The 21,297-nt window shown below is 58.7% G+C and carries 17 protein-coding genes, 1 tRNA gene and 1 CRISPR repeat array; of the genes, 11 read left to right on the top strand and 7 right to left on the bottom strand.

The annotated features are described in order from the left end of the window. The first annotated feature begins 150 nt into the window (after positions 1–150). Positions 151–969, top strand: coding sequence for a type III secretion system regulator SuhB (gene suhB / locus AC1MHZ_RS05960; RefSeq protein ID WP_084858494.1), 819 nt, complete (start codon positions 151–153; stop codon positions 967–969). Between the two features lie 203 nt (positions 970–1,172). On the opposite strand, the gene AC1MHZ_RS05965 is transcribed toward suhB, so the two are convergent. From AC1MHZ_RS05965 to queA, 6 genes are all read right to left on the bottom strand, one after another. Further along, the gene (locus AC1MHZ_RS05965; protein WP_084858495.1) at positions 1,173–1,721 is read right to left on the bottom strand and encodes a glycine zipper 2TM domain-containing protein; all 549 of its coding nucleotides are present in this window, start codon (positions 1,719–1,721) and stop codon (positions 1,173–1,175) included. 117 nt (positions 1,722–1,838) lie between these two features. Continuing rightward, positions 1,839–2,747 (bottom strand): protein translocase subunit SecF, encoded by a 909-nt coding sequence (secF, locus tag AC1MHZ_RS05970; RefSeq protein WP_224456847.1) that lies wholly within the window; start codon positions 2,745–2,747, stop codon positions 1,839–1,841. A gap of 10 nt (positions 2,748–2,757) precedes the next feature. Next, a complete protein-coding gene (gene secD / locus AC1MHZ_RS05975; RefSeq protein ID WP_084858497.1) occupies positions 2,758–4,620 on the bottom strand; it encodes a protein translocase subunit SecD in 1,863 nt (620 codons plus the stop codon). Between the two features lie 63 nt (positions 4,621–4,683). Next, the gene (gene yajC / locus AC1MHZ_RS05980; RefSeq protein ID WP_010223473.1) at positions 4,684–5,019 is read right to left on the bottom strand and encodes a preprotein translocase subunit YajC; all 336 of its coding nucleotides are present in this window, start codon (positions 5,017–5,019) and stop codon (positions 4,684–4,686) included. Between the two features lie 39 nt (positions 5,020–5,058). Further along, positions 5,059–6,174 carry a tRNA guanosine(34) transglycosylase Tgt gene (gene tgt, locus AC1MHZ_RS05985; protein ID WP_172403058.1) on the bottom strand — a complete coding sequence of 372 codons (1,116 nt, stop codon included), beginning with the start codon at positions 6,172–6,174 and terminating at the stop codon, positions 5,059–5,061. A 14-nt stretch (positions 6,175–6,188) separates the two neighbouring features. Next, positions 6,189–7,238, bottom strand: a complete 1,050-nt coding sequence (gene queA / locus AC1MHZ_RS05990) for a tRNA preQ1(34) S-adenosylmethionine ribosyltransferase-isomerase QueA (RefSeq protein ID WP_324814478.1) — start codon at positions 7,236–7,238, stop codon at positions 6,189–6,191. A 108-nt stretch (positions 7,239–7,346) separates the two neighbouring features. Here queA and AC1MHZ_RS05995 point away from each other — a divergent pair. From AC1MHZ_RS05995 to AC1MHZ_RS06040, 10 genes are all read left to right on the top strand, one after another. Beyond that, positions 7,347–7,431: transfer RNA gene (locus tag AC1MHZ_RS05995), tRNA-Leu, on the top strand. Positions 7,432–7,629: 198 nt separating this feature from the next. Next, a CRISPR array of direct repeats spans positions 7,630–9,218; the repeat unit is 28 nt; unit sequence TTTCTGAGCTGCCTATACGGCAGTGAAC. Between the two features lie 253 nt (positions 9,219–9,471). Continuing rightward, the gene (gene cas1f / locus AC1MHZ_RS06000) at positions 9,472–10,449 is read left to right on the top strand and encodes a type I-F CRISPR-associated endonuclease Cas1f (RefSeq protein WP_368829176.1); all 978 of its coding nucleotides are present in this window, start codon (positions 9,472–9,474) and stop codon (positions 10,447–10,449) included. Then, positions 10,446–13,817 carry a type I-F CRISPR-associated helicase Cas3f gene (gene cas3f / locus AC1MHZ_RS06005; RefSeq protein WP_482966132.1) on the top strand — a complete coding sequence of 1,124 codons (3,372 nt, stop codon included), beginning with the start codon at positions 10,446–10,448 and terminating at the stop codon, positions 13,815–13,817. Before cas1f ends, cas3f begins: the two co-directional genes overlap by 4 nt. A 363-nt stretch (positions 13,818–14,180) precedes the next feature. Beyond that, entirely contained in the window at positions 14,181–15,509 is a 1,329-nt protein-coding gene (csy1, locus tag AC1MHZ_RS06010; protein ID WP_482966133.1) for a type I-F CRISPR-associated protein Csy1, read from the top strand. Continuing rightward, positions 15,502–16,476, top strand: coding sequence for a type I-F CRISPR-associated protein Csy2 (csy2, locus tag AC1MHZ_RS06015; protein ID WP_368829179.1), 975 nt, complete (start codon positions 15,502–15,504; stop codon positions 16,474–16,476). The genes csy1 and csy2 overlap by 8 nt, the downstream gene beginning before the upstream one ends. A gap of 32 nt (positions 16,477–16,508) precedes the next feature. Then, complete coding sequence (csy3, locus tag AC1MHZ_RS06020) at positions 16,509–17,534, top strand: type I-F CRISPR-associated protein Csy3 (protein WP_368829180.1); 1,026 nt, start codon at positions 16,509–16,511, stop codon at positions 17,532–17,534. 3 nt (positions 17,535–17,537) lie between these two features. Further along, entirely contained in the window at positions 17,538–18,101 is a 564-nt protein-coding gene (gene cas6f, locus AC1MHZ_RS06025; protein ID WP_465001421.1) for a type I-F CRISPR-associated endoribonuclease Cas6/Csy4, read from the top strand. Positions 18,102–18,588: 487 nt separating this feature from the next. Beyond that, on the top strand, positions 18,589–19,296 hold the full coding sequence (locus AC1MHZ_RS06030) for a hypothetical protein (protein ID WP_465001422.1): 708 nt from the start codon (positions 18,589–18,591) through the stop codon (positions 19,294–19,296). Between the two features lie 326 nt (positions 19,297–19,622). Continuing rightward, positions 19,623–20,381: a hypothetical protein gene (locus AC1MHZ_RS06035; RefSeq protein WP_090345266.1), complete on the top strand. Its 759-nt coding sequence runs from the start codon at positions 19,623–19,625 to the stop codon at positions 20,379–20,381. 25 nt (positions 20,382–20,406) lie between these two features. Then, positions 20,407–20,886 carry a GNAT family N-acetyltransferase gene (locus AC1MHZ_RS06040; RefSeq protein ID WP_482966134.1) on the top strand — a complete coding sequence of 160 codons (480 nt, stop codon included), beginning with the start codon at positions 20,407–20,409 and terminating at the stop codon, positions 20,884–20,886. Positions 20,887–20,895: 9 nt separating this feature from the next. Here the strand turns inward: AC1MHZ_RS06040 and AC1MHZ_RS06045 are convergent, their stop codons facing one another. Continuing rightward, on the bottom strand, positions 20,896–21,192 hold the full coding sequence (locus AC1MHZ_RS06045) for an addiction module antidote protein (protein ID WP_482966135.1): 297 nt from the start codon (positions 21,190–21,192) through the stop codon (positions 20,896–20,898). Between the last annotated feature and the right edge of the window lie 105 nt (positions 21,193–21,297).

Here is a 21,297-nt window from a genome sequence, read left to right on the forward strand (position 1 = left end):
GGTGTTGAGCTCACGGATGTGGATAACAGGGCAAACGATCTTACAGAAGCGACGGACGTAACGCCACGAAAGCACATGTCACCCTTCTGCCGAAGCAGATTTCTGATAGACTATGCGGCTTTCCTCTTTAACATCCCAGGTGAAACGCCCATGCAGCCTATGCTGAATATCGCCCTGCGCGCCGCTCGCAGCGCCAGTGAATTGATTTTCCGCTCCATCGAACGCCTGGACAGCATCAAAGTCGACGAGAAAGAAGCCAAGGACTACGTGTCCGAGGTTGACCGCGCCGCCGAGCAGACCATCGTCAACGCACTGCGCAAGGCCTACCCGAACCACTCCATCCAGGGTGAAGAAACCGGCCTGCATGCCGGTACCGGTGAAGAAGGCAAGGACTACCTGTGGATCATCGATCCACTGGACGGCACCACCAACTTCCTGCGTGGCGTTCCTCACTTTGCAGTCAGCATCGCCTGCAAATACCGCGGCCGCCTCGAGCATGCCGTCATCGTCGACCCGGTTCGCCAGGAAGAATTCACCGCCAGCCGCGGTCGCGGCGCCCAGCTCAACGGTCGTCGCCTGCGCGTCAGCTCGCGCACCAGCCTGGAAGGCGCCCTGCTGGGTACCGGTTTCCCGTTCCGTGACAACCAGATGGCCGACCTGGACAACTACCTGGGCATGTTCCGCGCGCTGACCGGCCAGACCGCTGGCATCCGCCGCGCCGGTTCCGCCAGCCTGGACCTGGCCTACGTGGCCGCCGGCCGCTTCGACGCCTTCTGGGAGTCGGGCCTGTCCGAGTGGGACATGGCTGCAGGCGTGCTGCTGATCCAGGAAGCCGGTGGCCTGGTGAGCGACTTCAATGGTGGCCACGACTTCCTCGAGAAAGGCCATATCGTCGCGGGCAACATCAAGTGCTTCAAGGCTGTGCTGACGGCTATCCAGCCGCACCTGCCCGAGTACATGAAGCGCTAAGCGCTGCGTACCTGCCACAAAAAAGCCCGCAGCGATGCGGGCTTTTTTGTGGCCGTTGTAGCGTAACACCCTGTAGGAGCGGCCTTGCGCCGCGAAAGGGCTGCAGGGCAGCCCCGGCAATTTCTGCCAAGTTCACACCCTGGGGGCGCTTCGCACCCCTTTCGCGGCGCAAGGCCGCTCCTACATAAAAGGCAGATCGCGGTTTACTGCCCAGCCTGGTTCTCGCTCAACACCAGGTTGCCGTTCTTGTCCAACGGAATGGTAGAACCCGGCTCATGATTCATCTTCACTCGGCCAACCTTATCGCCGATGGAGTAGGTCACGTTATAGCCGACCACCTTCTCGCTCAGGTCGTTGACGGTGTTGCAGCGAGTTTGCGTAGTGGTATAGGTGTCACGCTCCTGCATGCCCTCCTGCACCTTGTTGCCCGCGTAACCACCGCCCACGGCACCGGCCACGGTAGCGATCTTCTTGCCCGAACCACCACCGATCTGGTTGCCCAGCAGGCCGCCAGCAATGGCACCGACCACGGTACCGGCGATCTGGTGCTGGTCCTTCACCGGTGCCTGGCGCGTCACGGTGACGTCCTTGCACACCTGGCGTGGCGTCTTGATGGTTTCCTTGATGGGCTGCACGTCCGTAACCTGGGCGTACTCCGGCCCCTTGTTCACCAAGCTGTAGGTGGCGACAGCACCTCCGGCGGTCACACCGACAGCACCCAGTACCGCACCCACAAGCATTGATTTATTCACGTGAACCTCCTGATATACCGGCGGGGTTAGCCGCCTTCTCCCAGCCTTGGAGCATAAAAAAAGGCGCGAGTTCAATACCCGCGCCTTTCTTTGCGCCAGACGGCGGCCTGGAACAGCTTAAGGACGGTCGTCCTCGCCCTCGGCCTTGACCGGAGGGATCAGGTCTTCGCTGCTCAGGTTCAGCCAGATCAGCACCACGTTGGCGATGTAGATCGACGAGTAGGTACCGGCCATGACACCAATGAACAGCGCCAGGGAGAAGCCGAACAGGTTGTCGCCACCGAAGAACAGCAGCGCAGCGATGGCCAGCAAGGTCGACACCGAGGTGGCCACGGTACGCAGCAGGGTCTGGGTGGTCGAGACGTTGATGTTCTCGATCAGCGACGCCTTGCGCATCACGCGGAAGTTCTCACGCACCCGGTCGAACACCACGATGGTGTCGTTGAGCGAGTAGCCGATGATCGCCAGGACCGCCGCCAACACCGTCAGATCGAAGGTGATCTGGAAGAACGACAGGATACCCAGGGTCACCACCACGTCGTGGATCAGCGAAACGATGGCGCCGACGGCGAACTTCCACTGGAAGCGGAAGGCCAGGTAGACCAGGATGCCGCCCAGGGCCAGCAGCATGCCCAGGCCACCCTGGTCACGCAGTTCCTCACCCACCTGCGGGCCGACGAACTCGACGCGCTTGACCGTGGCCGGGTTGTCGCCCCCGGCCTTCTGCAGCGCCGCGGCAACGCGGTTGCCCAGTTGCGGGTCGTCGCCAGGCATGCGCACCAGCAGGTCGGTGGTGGCGCCGAAGCTCTGCACCACGGCCTCGTCGAAGCCGGACTGGACCAGCTCGGCACGCACCGCCTTGAGGTCGGCCGGGCGCTCGTAGGTCAGCTCGATGAGCGTACCGCCGGTGAAATCCAGGCCGAAGTTCAGGCCCTTGTGCCACCAGCTGAACAGCGCCAGGACGGTGAGGAGCACGGTGATGGCGAACGCGACATTGCGCACGCCCATGAAGTTGATGGTTTTCATCGCAGCTCCCTCAAACCCACAGCTTCTTGATGTCACGCCCGCCGCAGGTCAGGTTGACCAGTGCACGGGTCACCATGACGGCGGTGAACATCGAGGTGAAAATCCCGAGGGACATGGTGACCGCGAAGCCCTTGACCGGGCCGGTACCCATGGCGAACAGGATGCCGCCGACCAGCAGGGTGGTCAGGTTGGCATCGACGATCGCCGAGTAGGCGCGATTGAAGCCCTCGTGGATGGCGCGCTGCACCGACATGCCGGCGGCGATCTCTTCGCGGATACGCGAGAAGATCAGTACGTTGGCGTCCACCGCCATACCCATGGTCAACACGATACCGGCGATGCCCGGCAGGGTCAGGGTGGCGCCCAGCAGCGACATCAGCGCCAGCAGCAGGACCATGTTGCCCGCCAGGGCGATGGTGGCCAGCACGCCGAAGGCGCGGTAGATGGCAATGATGAACAGCGAGACGAACAGCATGCCCCACAGGGATGCATCGATACCCTTGGTGATGTTGTCGGCACCCAGGCTCGGGCCAATGGTGCGTTCTTCGGCGAAGTACATCGGCGCGGCCAGGCCACCGGCGCGCAGCAACAAGGCAAGCTCGGACGACTCGCCCTGGCCGTTCAGGCCGGTGATGCGGAACTGGCTACCCAGCGGCGACTGGATGGTCGCCAGGCTGATGATCTTCTTCTCTTCCTTGAAGGTCTGGATCGCCACGTCCTTCTCGACGCCGTCGACCACTTGCTTCTCGTAGCGGGTCATCGGCTTCTGCTCGATGAAGATCACCGCCATGCTGCGGCCGACGTTGCTACGGGTGGCGCGGCTCATCAGCTCGCCACCGTGGCCGTCGAGGCGGATGTTGACCTGCGGACGGCCATGCTCGTCGAAGCTGGCCTGGGCGTCGGTCACCTGGTCGCCGGTAATGATCAGGCCACGCTCGACCGCGGCGGAACGGCCGCCTTCGCGGAACTCGAAGACCTCGGTGGTAGCCTTGGAGGCGCCCGGCTCGGCCCCGAAGCGGAACTCCAGGTTGGCGGTCTTGCCCAGGATACGCTTGGCTTCGGCGGTGTCCTGCACCCCTGGCAGCTCGACCACGATACGGTTGGCGCCCTGGCGCTGGACCAGCGGCTCGGCCACGCCCAGCTCGTTGACCCGGTTGCGCACGGTGGTCAGGTTCTGCTTGATCGAGTATTCGCGGATCTCGGTCACTTTCGCCGGGGTCAGCGCCAGACGCAGCACGGCGAGCTCGTTGCGCTCGGTGGTGGTCAGGTCGAAATCATTGAAATTCTTGCGGATCAGGCTGCGTGCCTGCTCGCGGGTGGCATCGTCGGCGAAGCCCAGCATGATGCCGCCGTCCTGCTGGGGCAGGCTGCGGTAGCGGACGCGCTCTTTGCGCAGCAAGGTCTTGACCTCGCCTTCGTAGACTTTCATGCGGGCGCTCATGGCCTTGTCCATGTCCACTTCCAGCAGGAAGTGCACACCACCGGACAGGTCCAGGCCCAGTTTCATCGGGCTTGCGCCCAGGTTGCGCAGCCATTGCGGGGTGGTCTGGGCCAGGTTCAGGGCCACGACGTAATCATCGCCCAGTGCCTTGCGCACCACGTCCTTGGCCGGGAGCTGGTCTTCCTGGTTGGTCAGGCGCACCAGCGCACTGCCCTTCTCGCCCAGGCTGCCGCCCTTGACGGCGATACCGGCATCGGTCAGCGCCTTGGTGGCGCGGTCCAGGTCGGCCTGGCTCACGTGCAGCGCGGAACTCGCACCGCTGATCTGCACCGCCGGGTCATCCGGGTAGAGGTTGGGAGCGGAATAAATAAAGCCGATCGCCAGTACCACCAGGATCAGCAGGTATTTCCACAGAGGGTATTTGTTCAGCATCACGCCGCCCGTTCAAGACGCGGGGCGCGTTGCGCGCCCCGACTGGAAAAGAAAACCGGTAACTCAGATAGCCTTGAGCGTACCTTTTGGCAGGGTCGCAGCCACGGCGCCCTTCTGGAACTTCAGCTCGACGTTGTCGGACACTTCCAGAACCACGAAGTCGTCGGCTACTTTGACGATCTTGCCGGCGATGCCGCCGTTGGTGACAACTTCGTCACCCTTTTGCAAGTTGCTCAGCAGGTTCTTCTGCTCCTTGGCACGCTTGGCCTGCGGGCGCCAGATCATCAGGTAGAAGATGACCAGGAAACCGACCAGGAAGATCCATTCGAAGCCGGTACCGGCTGGGCCGGCGGCAGGGGCAGCAGCATCCGCGTAGGCGGCGGGAATCAGAAAGCTCATTGGGCACTCCAGTTGCTATAAGTTTATAAGTGCAAACAGTCAGTCCAAGGGCGGCACGGGCAGCCCGCGCTTGGCGTAGAAGGCGTCGACAAAGGCGGCCAATTTACCTTGTTGAATAGCCTCGCGTAAACCGGCCATCAAGCGCTGGTAATGGCGCAAGTTGTGGATGGTATTCAGCATGCTGCTCAACATTTCGCCACATTTATCCAGGTGATGGAGATAGGCGCGGGAGAAGTTGGTGCAGGTGTAGCAGTCACAGGTCGGATCCAGCGGCGAATCATCATGGCGATGGAACGCGTTGCGGATCTTGATCACCCCGGTATCGACGAACAGATGGCCGTTGCGCGCGTTGCGCGTCGGCATCACGCAGTCGAACATGTCGACGCCGCGGCGCACACCCTCTACAAGATCCTCGGGTTTGCCTACCCCCATAAGGTAACGAGGTTTGTCAGCGGGCATCTGGCCAGGCAGGTAATCCAGCACCTTGATCATTTCGTGCTTGGGCTCGCCCACCGACAGGCCACCGATGGCCAGGCCGTCGAAGCCGATGTTCTCCAGCGCTTCCAGCGAGCGCATGCGCAGGTCCTGGTACATGCCGCCCTGGACGATACCGAACAGCGCCGCGGTGTTGTCGGCGTGGGCGTTCTTCGAGCGCTGGGCCCAGCGCAGCGACAGCTCCATGGAGGCGCGCGCCACGTCGTGCTCGGCCGGGTACGGCGTGCACTCGTCGAAGATCATCACGATGTCCGAGCCCAGGTCGCGCTGGACCTGCATGGACTCCTCCGGCCCCATGAACACCTTGGAACCGTCGACCGGCGAGGCGAAGGTCACGCCCTCTTCCTTGATCTTGCGCATGGCGCCCAGGCTGAATACCTGGAAGCCGCCGGAGTCAGTGAGGATCGGGCCCTTCCACTGCATGAAATCATGCAGGCTGCCGTGCTTCTTGATCACCTCGGTGCCTGGGCGCAGCCACAGGTGGAAGGTGTTGCCCAGGATGATCTCGGCGCCGATGGCCTCGATGTCGCGAGGCAGCATGCCCTTGACCGTGCCGTAGGTACCCACTGGCATGAACGCCGGGGTTTCCACCGTGCCACGGGGGAAGGTCAGGCGGCCGCGACGGGCCTTGCCGTCGGTGGCCAGCAGTTCGAACGACATTCGACAGGTGCGACTCATGCTTGATCCTCGGGGCCGCGTGGCGCCGGATTGCGGGTGATGAACATGGCATCACCGTAACTGAAGAAGCGGTACCCCTGCTCGACCGCCGCCGCGTAGGCAGCCATGGTCTCGGGGTAGCCAGCGAAGGCCGAGACCAGCATCAGCAGCGTGGACTCCGGCAGGTGGAAGTTGGTGACCAGGGCATCGACCACATGGAACGGCCGGCCCGGGTAGATGAAGATGTCGGTGTCGCCGCTGAAGGCCTTCAGCTGGCCGTCACGGGCGGCACTTTCCAGCGAACGCACGCTGGTGGTGCCCACCGCGATCACCCGGCCCCCTCGGGCACGGCACGCCTGGACGGCGTCGACCACGTCCTGGCTGACCTCCAGCCATTCTTTATGCATGTGGTGGTCTTCGATCTTGTCGACCCGCACCGGCTGGAAGGTACCGGCGCCCACGTGCAGGGTGACGAAGGCCCGCTCGACGCCCTTGGCCGCGATCTTCTCCAGCAGCGCTTCGTCGAAGTGCAGGCCGGCGGTCGGCGCGGCCACGGCACCGGCGCGCTCGGCGTAGACGGTCTGGTAGCGCTCGCGGTCGGCGCCTTCGTCCGGGCGGTCGATGTAGGGCGGCAGCGGCATGTGGCCGACACGTTCGAGCAGCGGCAGCACTTCTTCGCTGAAGCGCAGCTCGAACAGGGTCTCATGGCGCGCCACCATCTCGGCTTCGCCGCCACCGTCGATGAGGATCTGCGTGCCCGGCTTGGGCGCCTTGCTGGCGCGCACATGGGCAAGTACCCGGTAGGTGTCGAGCACGCGCTCGACCAATACTTCCAGCTTGCCGCCGGAGGCCTTCTGACCAAACAGCCGCGCCGGAATCACCCGGGTATTGTTGAATACCATCAGATCACCGGGGCGCAGGTAGTCGAGCAGGTCGGTGAACTGGCGGTGCGCCAGCTCACCGCTCGGCCCATCGAGGACCAGCAGACGGCTGCCATGGCGCTCGGCCAGGGGGTGGCGGGCGATCAGGGAATCGGGGAGTTCGAAGGAAAAATCGGCGACGCGCATGATGGTGTTCGGTTCGACAGGGCCGGAAAGTTTAGCCCAAAGAGCGAAAATTGACCATGAAACCCGATTGACCGACCCACGGAGGCTCTCTATACTGCGCCCCCACAAGCCCTGATGGCGGAATTGGTAGACGCGGCGGATTCAAAATCCGTTTTCGAAAGGAGTGGGAGTTCGAGTCTCCCTCGGGGCACCAAGATCCGAAAGAAACCGACCTTATGGTCGGTTTTTTTATGCCTGGGATTCTGAGGCTCATCCGTATTGGGCTGACATGCTAGCACTGAGACTGCTTGCAGGCCTTTCACGACGCCCGCATTGGACCCAGCTGCGACATCCTCATAGTTGCCTATTACGGCGGTGAACTGCACGGCGTCTTTGTGCTGGATGACGCCACTTTCTGAGCTGCCTGTACGGCAGTGAAGGGTCGTGACGCTCACCCTCCCCTGGTCCGGGATTTCTGAGCTGCCTATACGGCATTGAACAGCTTGCTGTCCAGGGCGGCCTGCAAACCGCTTTTCTGAGCTTCCTATACGGCAGTGAACGCGTTGACAGGCCTTCAGACCATTGACGGCGTTTTCTGAGCTGCCTATACGGCAGTGAACTCGCCGGCATACGCCATCGCCGCTTCGTCCGTTTTCTGAGCTGCCTATACGGCAGTGAACCACCACCAGGGCTTGCTTGGCGCCCTGTTTCTTTTCTGAGCTGCCTATACGGCAGTGAACGCAGCTATCGCCCAGCTGGAGATCAGCGCTCATTTCTGAGCTGCCTATACGGCAGTGAACCTGCGAAGACGCCGTGTCGTAATCCTCGTATCTTTCTGAGCTGCCTATACGGCAGTGAACCCATGTTCCATTCGTCCAGGCTCATCTCCTCATTTCTGAGCTGCCTATACGGCAGTGAACGTACTGGCGAACACATCGACAATTGTTCGATTTTTCTGAGCTGCCTATACGGCAGTGAACGACATAGGGGGTAACCATGCGCTCACGAAAGTTTTCTGAGCTGCCTATACGGCAGTGAACTCATAACCGTCGTCTGCTTAGTGATGGCGTATTTTCTGAGCTGCCTATACGGCAGTGAACCTGCAGCAACGAAGGAATCGCCCAGGCCACCGTTTCTGAGCTGCCTATACGGCAGTGAACCGGGTGGGACTCGCAAATGGTCGACGACGAGTTTTCTGAGCTGCCTATACGGCAGTGAACGTGACCATGGCCAGCACGTCCTCGACCCGCTCTTTCTGAGCTGCCTATACGGCAGTGAACTTGCGTGAACCCCACCTGGTCATCCGTGTGCATTTCTGAGCTGCCTATACGGCAGTGAACATCGGGGACTTCGATTGGAACTGGATGGGCCTTTTCTGAGCTGCCTATACGGCAGTGAACATGGGGAGCAGGGCACCGGGCCAGTCTGTTCCTTTTCTGAGCTGCCTATACGGCAGTGAACCCGAAGGTGACCATTTGGCGCATCGCCTCGTTTTTCTGAGCTGCCTATACGGCAGTGAACGTCAGCACAGCGGTGGGCAATGTCCGCAATCATTTCTGAGCTGCCTATACGGCAGTGAACGTGCAAAGGCAGGTTGCCCTACCTGCCGCGAATTTCTGAGCTGCCTATACGGCAGTGAACCAGGCGCTCTATCGCCTCTGGCACATCCAGCTTTTCTGAGCTGCCTATACGGCAGTGAACTGCGTGATGAAGGGCTTGTGCGGCAGGCCATATTTCTGAGCTGCCTATACGGCAGTGAACTTCTCGACAGCCGTCTTCGACTTGCTGACCTTTTTCTGAGCTGCCTATACGGCAGTGAACACGATGCTTCTGCCGGGCTCTGGCCCGGTTGATTTCTGAGCTGCCTATACGGCAGTGAACTCGGCGGCGCTCAGGTTGGATATCACGATGGTTTTCTGAGCTGCCTATACGGCAGTGAACGTCGATGACAAGGACGCGGCAATCATCGTGGCTTTCTGAGCTGCCTATACGGCAGTGAACTAGAGCCCAAACACGTTAACCCATTGACCCATTAACAGAAATACCTTCCACCCCTCAAGAAGCCCTTTTTCAAACAATCCTCGTAAGCCTTTGATTTATATAGACCGGAATCCGAAAGAGCAAAAAAGGGTCCCCTCCAAGCACCTCCATCACCGCTCCGTTATCGACGCCTCCAGCAACACAAAACCAGCGGCATTCCCTAGCTCATTCGTATATAACGACCATCTCCCCTGCTGACGGATCTAACGCCACCATGGAAGGCATCACCTCGTCCGACCTCAAGAGCATCCTCCACTCCAAGCGAGCCAACATCTATTACCTGCAGCACTGCAGGGTGCTGGTAAAAGGCGGTCGGGTTGAGTATGTCACCGACGCGGGCAAGCAGTCGTTGTATTGGAATATCCCCATTGCCAACACCACCACCGTGCTGCTAGGTACAGGAACCTCTATAACCCAGGCAGCCATGCGGGAATTAGCCCGGGCAGGAGTCCTGGTCGGGTTCTGTGGCAGTGGCGCAACCCCCTTGTTCAGCGCCAATGAGATAGATATCGACATCGCCTGGTTTTCGCCACAAAGCGAATACCGCCCCACCGAATACCTGCAACGCTGGGTGTCCTTCTGGTTCGATAACGAGAAGCGCCTGGAAGCTGCCAGGATCTTCCAACGGGTACGCCTTGACTACCTACGCTTGCAGTGGCAGAGCAAACGGTCGTTCGACAAGATGGGCTTCAAGGTTGAAACACACACTTTGAGCAATCTGATCGAACATTCTTTGTTACGTATTGAACAGGCTAGGAATCATGAAGAGCTACTGACGGAAGAGGCCCGCCTGACCAAACATCTGTTCAGGCTCGCTGCGACTGCCACCCGTTATGGCAACTTCACGCGTGCTAAACGCGGCAGCGGCTCGGACCCTGCCAACCGGTTCCTCGATCATGGCAATTACCTTGCCTATGGTCTCGGAGCCACAGCCACCTGGGTGCTTGGCCTCCCCCATGGTCTAGCTGTTCTGCATGGGAAGACCCGTCGTGGTGGATTGGTGTTCGATGTCGCGGACTTGGTGAAAGATGGGCTGATCCTTCCGCAAGCCTTCCTCTCGGCAATGCGCGGCGACGATGAACACGCTTTTCGACAAGCCTGCATCGAAAATCTGACCCGCAACGAAGCGCTGGATTTCATGATCGATAGCCTCAAATCGGTCGCCCAACAATTAGGGGCACCGCTGGCTTGAACATTCTGCTGATCTCCCAATGTGACAAACGAGCGCTTACCGAAACTCGTCGTATCCTCGACCAATTCGCCGAACGCCGCGGTGATCGAACGTGGCAGACACCCATTACCCAAGCAGGGCTGGAAACTTTACGTCGCTTGTTGAAGAAGACCGCCCGCCGCAACACGGCAGTGGCCTGTCATTGGATACGGGGACTAGACCATAGTGAGCTGCTCTGGGTCGTTGGTGACGCCCGCCGTTTCAATACGATGGGAGCTGTTCCCACGCAAAGCACCCGTCGCAACATCCTTCGCCATGAGGATGAAAACGATTGGCACACAGCCGAGGACATCCAGCTCCTGGCGCGGATGGCGGCACTGCTGCACGATCTGGGCAAAGCCTGCGCATCGTTCCAGGCGCGACTGAAACCTGGTGTGCCACCTAGCAAGAACCTCTATCGCCATGAATGGATCTCTTTGCGCCTGTTCCAAGCTTTCGTGGGGAATGACGATGACGCAACATGGCTCAGCCGCCTGGCCACACCAAGCGTAACGGACGATGCAAGTTGGCTGGCGCCTGGTCGACTCTTCCGCGATGGCCTGGACCTGGCCTCACCATTGCCCTTCGCCAAATTGCCACCGCTTGCCGCAGCTATCGGCTGGCTGGTGGTCAGCCATCACCGGTTACCGGTACTGCCTACCGCGGAGGATACTCGACCAAAGCGTAACGCAGGGTTCGGTGCCCCAACGAACAACCTGAACCGCAGGCATCTGGATAATCTACTGGAGCGCGTCAGCCATCTATGGAACGAAAGCCTGGACTCCGATAGCTCAGAACATGCCCTGGACTATTGGCACTTCGAACACGGCTTGCCAGTCACCCAGCCAAGCTGGCGCGCCCAGGCAGCCAAAGTGGCCACCCGCCTTTTGGCCCTGAACAGTAAAGCCGGCAAGGGCGACTGGTTGGCCAACCCCTACATCATGCACTTGGCCCGTCTCAGCCTCATGCTCGGCGATCATCATTACTCCAGCCTCAGCGCGGAGTCGCCACAACGCGTCAAGGGAGATGGCAAATGCCCATTGCTCGCCAATCTGGATGCGCAAGGAAGGCCCAAACAACCTTTGGACGAGCATCTGCTCGGTGTGGCCCAGGCTTGCGCAACCATCGTTCACGGCCTGCCCCGCTTCGAACGCTACCTGCCACGCCTGGTCCAACATAAAGGGCTACGCAAGCGTAGCGCCGATGAGTACTTCCGTTGGCAGGACAAAGCTGCCGATATGGCTGGTAACCTGCGCGAAGCTGCTACAACGCGTGGCGGTTTCATCATCAACATGGCCTCCACCGGCTGCGGCAAGACACTGGCCAACGCACGCATCATGAACGCCCTGGCTGATCCTCAACAGGGTCTGCGCTGTAGCTTCGCCCTCGGCCTGCGCACCCTGACCCGTCAAACTGGCGAGAGCTATCGCAACGACTTGCACCTGAATGACAATGAGTTGGCGATACAGGTGGGAGGAGCTGCAGGTGGAGTGCTTCAGGCCTACCACGAAGCCAAGTATGAAGCACTGGGCTCCGCCTCGATCCAGAACCTTCTCGACGAAGACAGCCACGTGTTCTACGAAGGGCAAACCGAAGGGCATCCCTTGCTGGACAAGGCCATGACCGATGACAGAATCCGCTCAATGCTCGCCGCCCCGATGCTGGTGTGCACTATCGACCACCTGACACCGGCCACCGAGGCGCAACGCGCCGGCCGACAGATCGCACCGATGCTGAGGTTGATGAGCGGCGACCTAGTGTTGGACGAACTGGACGATTTCGATCTGGATGATTTGCCCGCCCTGACGCGCTTGGTGTACTGGGCCGGCATGCTCGGCAGCCGTATTCTGCTGTCCTCGGCCACCTTGCCGCCAGCGCTGTTGGAAGGCATGTTCCATGCCTACCGTGCCGGCCGTCAGCAGTACAGACGTAACCGGGGTGAGCCCGTTCACTCATCGCTGCCGGACGTTGATATCCCTTGCCTATGGGTCGATGAGTTCAATGCCGTTACCCATGATTGCCCAGACGCCGAGATCTTTAGCAAGCATCATGGACACTTCGTGACAAAGCGCGTGCAGGTTCTAGTCAAGGCCTGTGAGCAACCGGTCCGTCAAATGGCGCTATGGCCATGGAAGTTGCGTCCAACCTCGAAGGCTCATGTCCGAGAGGATTTTGCCTATCAGGCCCTTTTGGCCATGCAGCACGCTCACGAGCAACACTTCCAAGTTTGCCCACGCAGTGGCAAGCGGGTCAGCTTCGGATTGGTGCGCATGGCCAACATCGAACCTCTGTTCGAAGTGGCCCTGGCGTTGTTTAAACAAGGTGCGACCGTCGGCCAACGCATTCATCTATGCGTCTACCATTCTCGCTTCCCATTGATCCTGCGCTCGGCCATCGAAGCACGGCTGGATCGATGCCTCAACCGAAAGCAACCAGAGGCCATCTACGTTCTGCCGGAAATCCAAGAAGCACTGGATACCCATACGGAGCAAGACCATCTGTTCGTGGTACTGGGCTCCCCTGTTACCGAGGTAGGACGCGATCACGACTACGACTGGGCCATCGTCGAGCCTTCGTCAATGCGATCACTGATCCAACTGGCGGGGCGCGTACAGCGACACCGTCGAATACCTTGCAAAACGCCAAATTTGTTGGTGTTCGATACCAATGTGCGGCACTTCGAGAACATGCTGAGCAAAGACGATCAAAGCGGACCAGCCTTCATCCATCCCGGGTTCGAGATCAATCGCAAGGAACCCCAGCATGGCTTGCGCCTGAACAACCACCGGCTCGAAAACCTTCTGCATCGAGAGGACTATCTACCCTTCAGTGCACGACCCCGTATCCAGCCCAGGCCAACGTCCGAGCAGAATCCCAAACAGAACTTGGTGGACCTGGAACATGCCCGGATGGTCGCGCAGATGTTGCCAAGCACTGGCGGGGATTTGAATGCCGCCTGCGTTTGGCAATATCCACAAGCCGCACTGACCTGGGCCTTGCCGCAGCATCAGCCATTTCGCAAACAGGCCCAATCACAGGTGGAGTTGTTTTTTCTGCCTGATGAGGATGAAGAGCGTTTGGTCCTGCATCGTCTACATCAACCAGACAAGCGCAAGCCTCCCAATTACCTGCCAAGCCATAAGCTGTTGGAACTGGTCGATCTGGAGAGCAACCTCGGCAACGGCATTGCACCATGGGGACAGGCCGATCTGATGTTCTTACTGGAGGATTTGGCAACGACACAGGCACTCCCCTTAGAGGAGGTTGCACGGCGTTTTACACCGGTCAGCGTGCCTGATATCGAAGAAGGATGGCGATATCACCCGGTTTTAGGGTTTGCCCAGAAGTAAGGGCAGCTTAAAAGCTGCCCTTACTGGAGTACTACCTATTCGGTAGTTAAGTAACAAACAAGTACACAATTTTCTGAGCTGCTTTGCAGCAGATGGGTAGACGTTATACAAATAAGAAAACAATGGCAAAAAAATTTTGCTCGTCTAGCATTTAACTCGCGAAGGCTGCTGACACAGCCTCCTTGAAAGCCACCATTGCAGGCCAACGCTCGGCCCAAGGCACCCCGTGCCAAGGAGGAAACGTGTCTGGTAAGCACACACTCAGAAGAGTTTATAGGGCGTAAGCCCACTTACCCTTACCTTCAGATCCCTGCGGCAGTTGCCGTAGGGATCTTACTATCGCAGAGCTACTTGAGTATTCCCATGGACGACAAACTCACCCGACAGCAACTATTCCAGACGGCGATATCTCAATTCATCACCGAACGCCGCGATACCAAGCTCAACGGCAAGGAGGACCCCGTCACTGCTGCCAAATACGATTATTCAACCTGGCTGGCCGACGCCGCCCGCCGTGTCACACAAATCCAGGCCGTTACCCACGTGCTCAAGGCTACGCACCCGGATGCTCGGGGCAGCAGCCTGTTCGTAGAGCCCAATACCCTTACCCCTCACAACCTTGTCGGCAGCCACACGCTAGGCGAACACTTTGCCATGGACATCGTTGGCAATGCCGCCGCACTAGATGTCTACAAGTTCCTCAAGCTGGAAGTCGAAGGTCGCTCGTTGCTGAGCTGGTTGCAAGATGACGACGCGGACCTTCTCATGGCCCTGGACCAGGACGCCGGGCGAGCGGCGGAATGGGCCAACGCGTTCAAAGGCCTAGTTCGCCAGAGCATGCCATTGGCTTCGCATGAAAAGGCCAAACAACTGTATTGGTGTGTCGACGGCAATCCCACCTGTGACGACCATTTTCATCTTCTACAACCGCTGTTCCCTAGCAGCCTGGTCCATGCCGTCCATGAGGAAATCAATGATGCTCGATTCGGTGAGCGCAACAAGGCAGCCAGGCAGGCAAGGCACGATGGAAAGATGCATGAAGAAATCTATCGTGACTACCGTGAACTGGTGGCACGTAAACTGGGCGGCACCAAACCGCAAAATATCAGCCAGCTCAATAGCGAACGCGGTGGCGTGAACTACCTGCTAGCATCGCTTCCACCACGTTGGCAGTCCACCCTCCCCAAGCCACTCTACGGTCGAGACTCGGTATTCCAGCGCTTCCAGCGATTCGAAGGGGTGCAAAACCAGATCAATGCCTTGTGTCATTACCTGCAACAAGACCTCCCCTCCACGCTCCCCAACCGACAACGACGAATACGAATCGAACGTGCGCTGGGACGCGCCCTGACCGCGTTCGGGCTAAACATTCGCAGTCAAGTCCAGGCCGGCTGGACACGCAGCCCGAAATGCCAGCTCCCTCTCGACCAACAAGTCTGGCTGGACCCGGGCCGCGTTGAATTGGCCATTCGCGAGGGGCACGAGGCAGAAGACCTTGCCTTTCAGGCCGCCGCCGCACGTCAGGAGTGGGCAGACGGTGTCGCCAAGCGCTTCGCCGCCTGGCTGAACAACTTACTGATTCAACGCGGCTTCGCCGTCGGCGATGCCGAACATATCCATTGGGCAAAAAAAGCCTTGGAACACACCCGACATTTCAGCGCCCACCGGAGCCAGGAGGTGCAACATGGCTAACTGCCCTGACCTTGATGCAGTATTGGTCCTACCGCATCTGCGGGTGCAGAACGCTAACGCCATCTCCAGCCCACTCACGCATGGGTTTCCCGCCATGACAGCGTTTATTGGCCTCATGTGGGCGCTGGAGCGCAAAGCCCAGGCAGCTGGTATCGATCTTCGCTTTCCTGCCGTAGGTGTGGTGGTACACCGACACGAAGAACAGGTCTCGTCCGATCGTTACCTGAAAACCTTGCGCCTCGCTCGTCATCCCAACAACAAGGAGGGTAAGCCCTCAGCCATCGTCGAGGAAGGTCGAATACACCTGGACTTGACATTGCTGCTGGCCGCCAAAGGCGATGTACTGGACGACCAGCACCAGACCTCGCAACTGGCCCGACAACTGCTTGAGTTGCTGCAATCCATGCGTATCGCTGGTGGTAGCCTGATACCTCCGCAGCATCAAAGTGATCGACATGCTCCCTATTTCCTTTCCCTGACAGGCAATGAGGATGACCGTTTGGACGTATTCGCCTCGGCGGTGCCCAACTGGTTGCCCGGCTTTACCCTGGTCGAGCGAACGGACCTGTTGCAACAACGCCATGCAGATCTGCGCGAACGATGTCCTGATGTCAGCTCACTGGATGCCTGGCTGTCGCTCTCGCGTATCAACTGGTATGCCAAAACCAGCGAAACCGGCAAGATCGAGTGGCACAACGACCGCCAGGGCCTCGGCTGGATCGTCCCTCTCCCTCTCGGCTATACCGCGCTGACCGATCTCCAGCCTGCCGGTTCGGTCCCCTATAGCCGCGATGACAAAATACCCATGCGCTGGGTGGAAAGCGTGTATGGCATCGGCCAGTGGATCAGCCCGCACCACTTGGACTCAATCCAACAGTTGCTCTGGTACCCAACCTGCGACCCCGAGCAAGGCCTCTACCGCTGCCACAACGACTATGAGCCCGAGCCGGACTACAGCTTCGACTGAACGCCACCATTTCATTACAGAGGGATTTGCCAATGACTACCGAAAACCTGAAAACCGCTTCCGTCCTGGCGTTCGAGCGCAAGCTCGACCCTTCGGATGCGCTTTTCCATGCAGGCAACTGGCAGGAGCGCAACGAGTGGTCTGCCATCTGCGTGCGCGAGAAGTCCGTGCGTGGCACTATCTCTAATCGCCTGAAAAGCAAAGGCTCGGATAACGCCAATCTTGACGCCGAAGTCCAGAAGCCTAACTTGCAAACCATCGACGTGGCGGCCCTGCCTCACGACACCGATACCCTGCGTGTCACCTTCACCCTTCGGGTACTGGGCAACACTGGCCAGCCTTCGGCATGCAACGATGCGGCCTACCGCAAGAAGTTGCTGGCCACGGTCAAGGATTATGTCGAACGAAATAGTTTCACCGAATTGGCCTACCGCTATGCCTACAACCTGGCGAACGCTCGCTTCCTGTGGCGCAATCGTATTGGTGCCGAACAGGTCGAAGTACAGGTGGAACAACTGGTTGATGGCCAGGCCAGCGCTGCATGGACCTTCGATGCCTTCAGCTTGTCGCTGCGACACTTCGACAGCCATGGCGACAATGCCACAGCATTGCGACAACTGGCCGACGTAATCGCCAACGGCCTACTGGGTGAGCAACATGTGCTTCTGCGTGTCACCGCCTATGCACGCCTGGGTAATGGCCAAGAGGTCTTCCCATCCCAGGAGTTGATTCTGGAGCGTGAACGCGGCAGCAAGAGCCGCACGCTGTATCAGATTGATAGCATCGCCGGCCTGCACTCGCAAAAAGTGGGTAACGCCTTGCGTAGTATCGATACCTGGTACGAAGAGGCCGACACCAACGGCCCGATCGCGATCGAACCCTATGGCTCGGTCACTACCCAAGGCAAGGCTTACCGTCAGCCGCGCAATAAGGCCAAAGATGACTTCTATTCGCTGCTTGATGCCTGGGTACTGAAAGACAAAGTCCCGCCTCTGGAGCAACAACATTTCGTGATCGCTACCCTGATTCGTGGTGGCGTCTTTGGCGAGGCAGGCTGAAGCATGGACCACTACCTTGAACTTAAATTGCTGACGGACCCAGAATTCCCTCAACCAATGCTGATGAATGCGTTGCTGGCTAAGCTTCATCGTGCGCTGCATGACTTGCGGCGAGACGATATCGGTGTGAGCTTCCCCGAGGTTAGCCAGCAGCCGCCTAGCCTCGGTGGCTGTCTACGTCTACATAGCAGCCGTGAAGCGCTGGTCAATCTACAGGCGCTCAACTGGTTGAGTGGCATGTATGATCATCTGCGCATACTAGGGCCCGAACCAGTACCCTCCACTGCTCGCTATCGCCAAGTCAGCCGGGTCCAGGTTGATAGCAACCCCGAACGCCTGCGGCGACGGCTAATCAAGCGACATGGCATCAGCGAGGAAGAAGCGCGCCAGCGGATTCCTGACAGCAGGGGGGAACGATGTGACCTGCCTTTCGCACAGTTACGTAGTCAAAGTAGCGGGCAGGTATTCAGACTGTTCATCCGACATGGACCATTGCTCGATGAAGCACAAGCTGGGAGCTTTGGCGGGTATGGATTGAGTGCTCACGCAACAGTTCCCTGGTTCTGACCCTCTTTTGTTTTGTCCATCTCTGTAAATCAATGAGCTATAGAGATGGATTGGAAAAAGGGTGTCATAAGCTGCAGGTCAATATAGAACGCGGCATAGCCATTTGATTCGCGGAGCCCAGCGGCAGCGGGCTTATCCCGCGTTCAAGGTAGAAGGCCCAGCCCTAAAGCCGCGCGAAAGCTGGCCTCAGATAGGCGACACCTCTCCCGCGGGATATGACCGAACCGCCACCATGGATATGTGGCGGTTTAGCGCCAGCGCACACCCACAGGACCAACAGGGATTCGCTGAACTCATCCCGCAACAATTCCCCCATCGATTCAACAGAAGACGTTAAACATATTCTCCTGCTCAAGAATCTTGATGGGTTGCAGACATCTATGAGCGTCAAGGCCGCGGTGCAGGAGACTTTTTCACATGCCTAGGTGAGTCGACTGAACGCCCGGCTTTCTTCAAGGTATCGAACCGCATAGAGCAGGAGTCACCTATGTTCGAAGAATGGAATGAAATCCTAAAGGCTTATCGAGCAAGCCGACCCCGATATGAAAAAGCACTGAGAAATAAACCATTTTGTCGAGACACTGTCCCCTTCTGGCTTTGCGTAACCATGCTGCTCGCCATTATGGCAGTCGCTCCTTTCCACTATGAACAACCACTGGCCCCGCCTGTAATTCTCATCAGCACGGGCTTGAGCATGGTCGCGCTGATTTTTTCCCGAGAGTATCTGGCCATGTCCTACTATCGAGACCTGTACCGAAAGCATGCCATTGCCCACCACTCGCTATCGAAGCGCGAATACTTGCTACGCTACGCACTATTCCTGCATATCCTGAAAAAGAACGGCGTAACACCAGAACAGGCCGCCCGCCTCGCCGATTTTGGAAAGATATCGTCTCCTCCCGCAAAGAGCCTTAATCTTTCACAAAGCATACTTTTGCTGGGCCTCATAACGTTGCTGACGACCTTGACAGTCGAAGCATTGAAGAACAATGAATGGTGGCAATACGGGAGTGGCTTGCTATTCGTTTTCCTCACTGCGCTGGCCATTGTTGTCATTCTACTTTTCAAGCTTATGCTCAATGACATTCACCATCACAACCAGCGCATTGTCCGCTACGTGGAATGGGCCAGCCACGACTTGAACAAAACATCGCCAGCTTTCAATCTGGTATCTCCTCCCTCCCCGAATGAATGACCGCTGGGCGGCGCACCTCTCAGCGATATGGCCAAGGCGATCATGGATGACATGGACGGCCCATCGCTGAATAGCCCGCTCTCTCATAGAACGATGCATAGCCATTTGATCCGGGAAACCCTGTAGGAGCGGGCTTGTCCCGCGATCGGCCGGGCCTGGAAACGCGCCGGCATGGCAAGGGCTTCGCCCTTGTTCGCGGGGCAAGCCCGCTCCTACCAGACTGGCGTGGCATCTGCCATCGCAGCAGCTTTACCGGCGCTTCAACCAACCGGATAATGTCATTTTGAAATCACCCATCCTGCCACGATGCACGAAATGGAGTTCGAATGACCCAAGCGCAAGCCCCTGAGCTTTCCACCCGCAGCAATCAGATCACCTCGCTGGTCGCCAAGATCATGACAGGCCTTGGCGTCGTCCTCGGCGGCATGTGGGCGATCATTACATACCTGGTGCCCGACCCTAGTGTGTTTGGCTTCGGCTTCATCAATTGGCGCAATATCGTGCTGCTGGTAAGCGTGTTCACGGTATTGGGCGCACTATCGGTTTGCTGGCAGATCCGCAACCTGCCCAAGATGATCCATGGCACAGTGATGACCTTTCTGATCGCCGGTCTATCCTTCGCCTTTTTCATTCTCGGGACCGAATACGCAAAACCGTCGTTCGAGTTCGCCAAGGTGCAGTCGATGGTCATCGAAAACGATGGCAATAACCTGCTGGGCAAGCGCATGGAGGTTGTGGATAGCGTTCGTATCGAGCTGGTCGGTTGCGAAAGCATTGGCCGTTTCCCCAACTGCACGTTCACCCTGACCAACCTGGATATGGACCGTGAGTTCAGGTTCGAGAATGCCAGCAGGTTCTTCGACGAGGCAGGCGCCCCGATCCAGATCAAGGAGTTGCGGGTCGGTCAGCAACAGCAAAGTTATTGGAGCAACTTCCAACTGTTGCGTAACGTACCCACGACAGTGAGCCTCGTCTTTCAGGAAACCGATAGAAAGGTCGAGCATTCGCCTTCGATCAAGCTGATCTTCTCAACACGGGATAACGGCACACAGGCACTCAAGTTCAACGATGTATCCTTGAAGTGAGCCCCACTGATCCAAGGCATACCCCATGAAGCTGACACACCGCCCCGTGCGCCACGATGATATCGCCGCCATCTGCTGTTTCCCGCAAGGTGCGGATGAGTTGTTCTATATGTTCCCCAAGGCCACCTACCCGCTCACGCCGGACCAACTGAGCGATGCCATCGCCCAGCGCAGCGGGTCGACGGTGATCGAAGGGGATGGCGTGGTGCTGGGCTTCGCCAATTTCTACAAGGCCGAGCACGGTGGCGTATGTGCATTGGGCAACGTGGTGGTCGCTCCGGCCGCCCGTGGCCGTGGCGTAGCACGTTACCTGGTGCAGTGCATGATCGACTTGGCCCGTGAACAGTTCGCCGCGAGCGAGGTGTGGGTGTCGTGCTTCAACCACAACACGGCGGGGCTGCTGCTTTATCCACAGCTGGGGTTCGTGCCGTTTGGTATCGAGGAACGGCAGGCACCGGACGGCAGCCGGGTCGCGCTGGTACAGATGAGTCAAACGCTCATATGAGCACCTACGTCAGCGCGATACGAAATGGGGTCGTGCCAAAAGGTCGATTCCCAACGCACGAACGACCCTCAGAACGGTATCGAAGCGCGGCTTAGCACCTGGCGTTAGCGCCTTGTAAAGGCTTTCACGCCCCAGGCCGCTGTCTGCTGCGATCTTGGACATTCCCCGCGCCCTGGCGATATGCCCGAGTGCACGAATGATCTCATCGCTGTCACCATCGGCCAGCACCTGGCTCAGGTATTCACTGATGGCCTCATCGCTGTCCAGCAATGTAGCCATGCCAAAAGGGATCAGCTTCTCTTTCATTTCATCTCCTTCGCGAGCTGCCTGGCTTTGAGGATATCGGAGGCCTGAGAGGACTTGTCCCCACCTGCCAGCAGGAGGATCGTATCCCAGTGGATACAGCCCAAC

The sequence above is a fragment of the Pseudomonas sp. FA-1 genome, assembly GCF_056856075.1.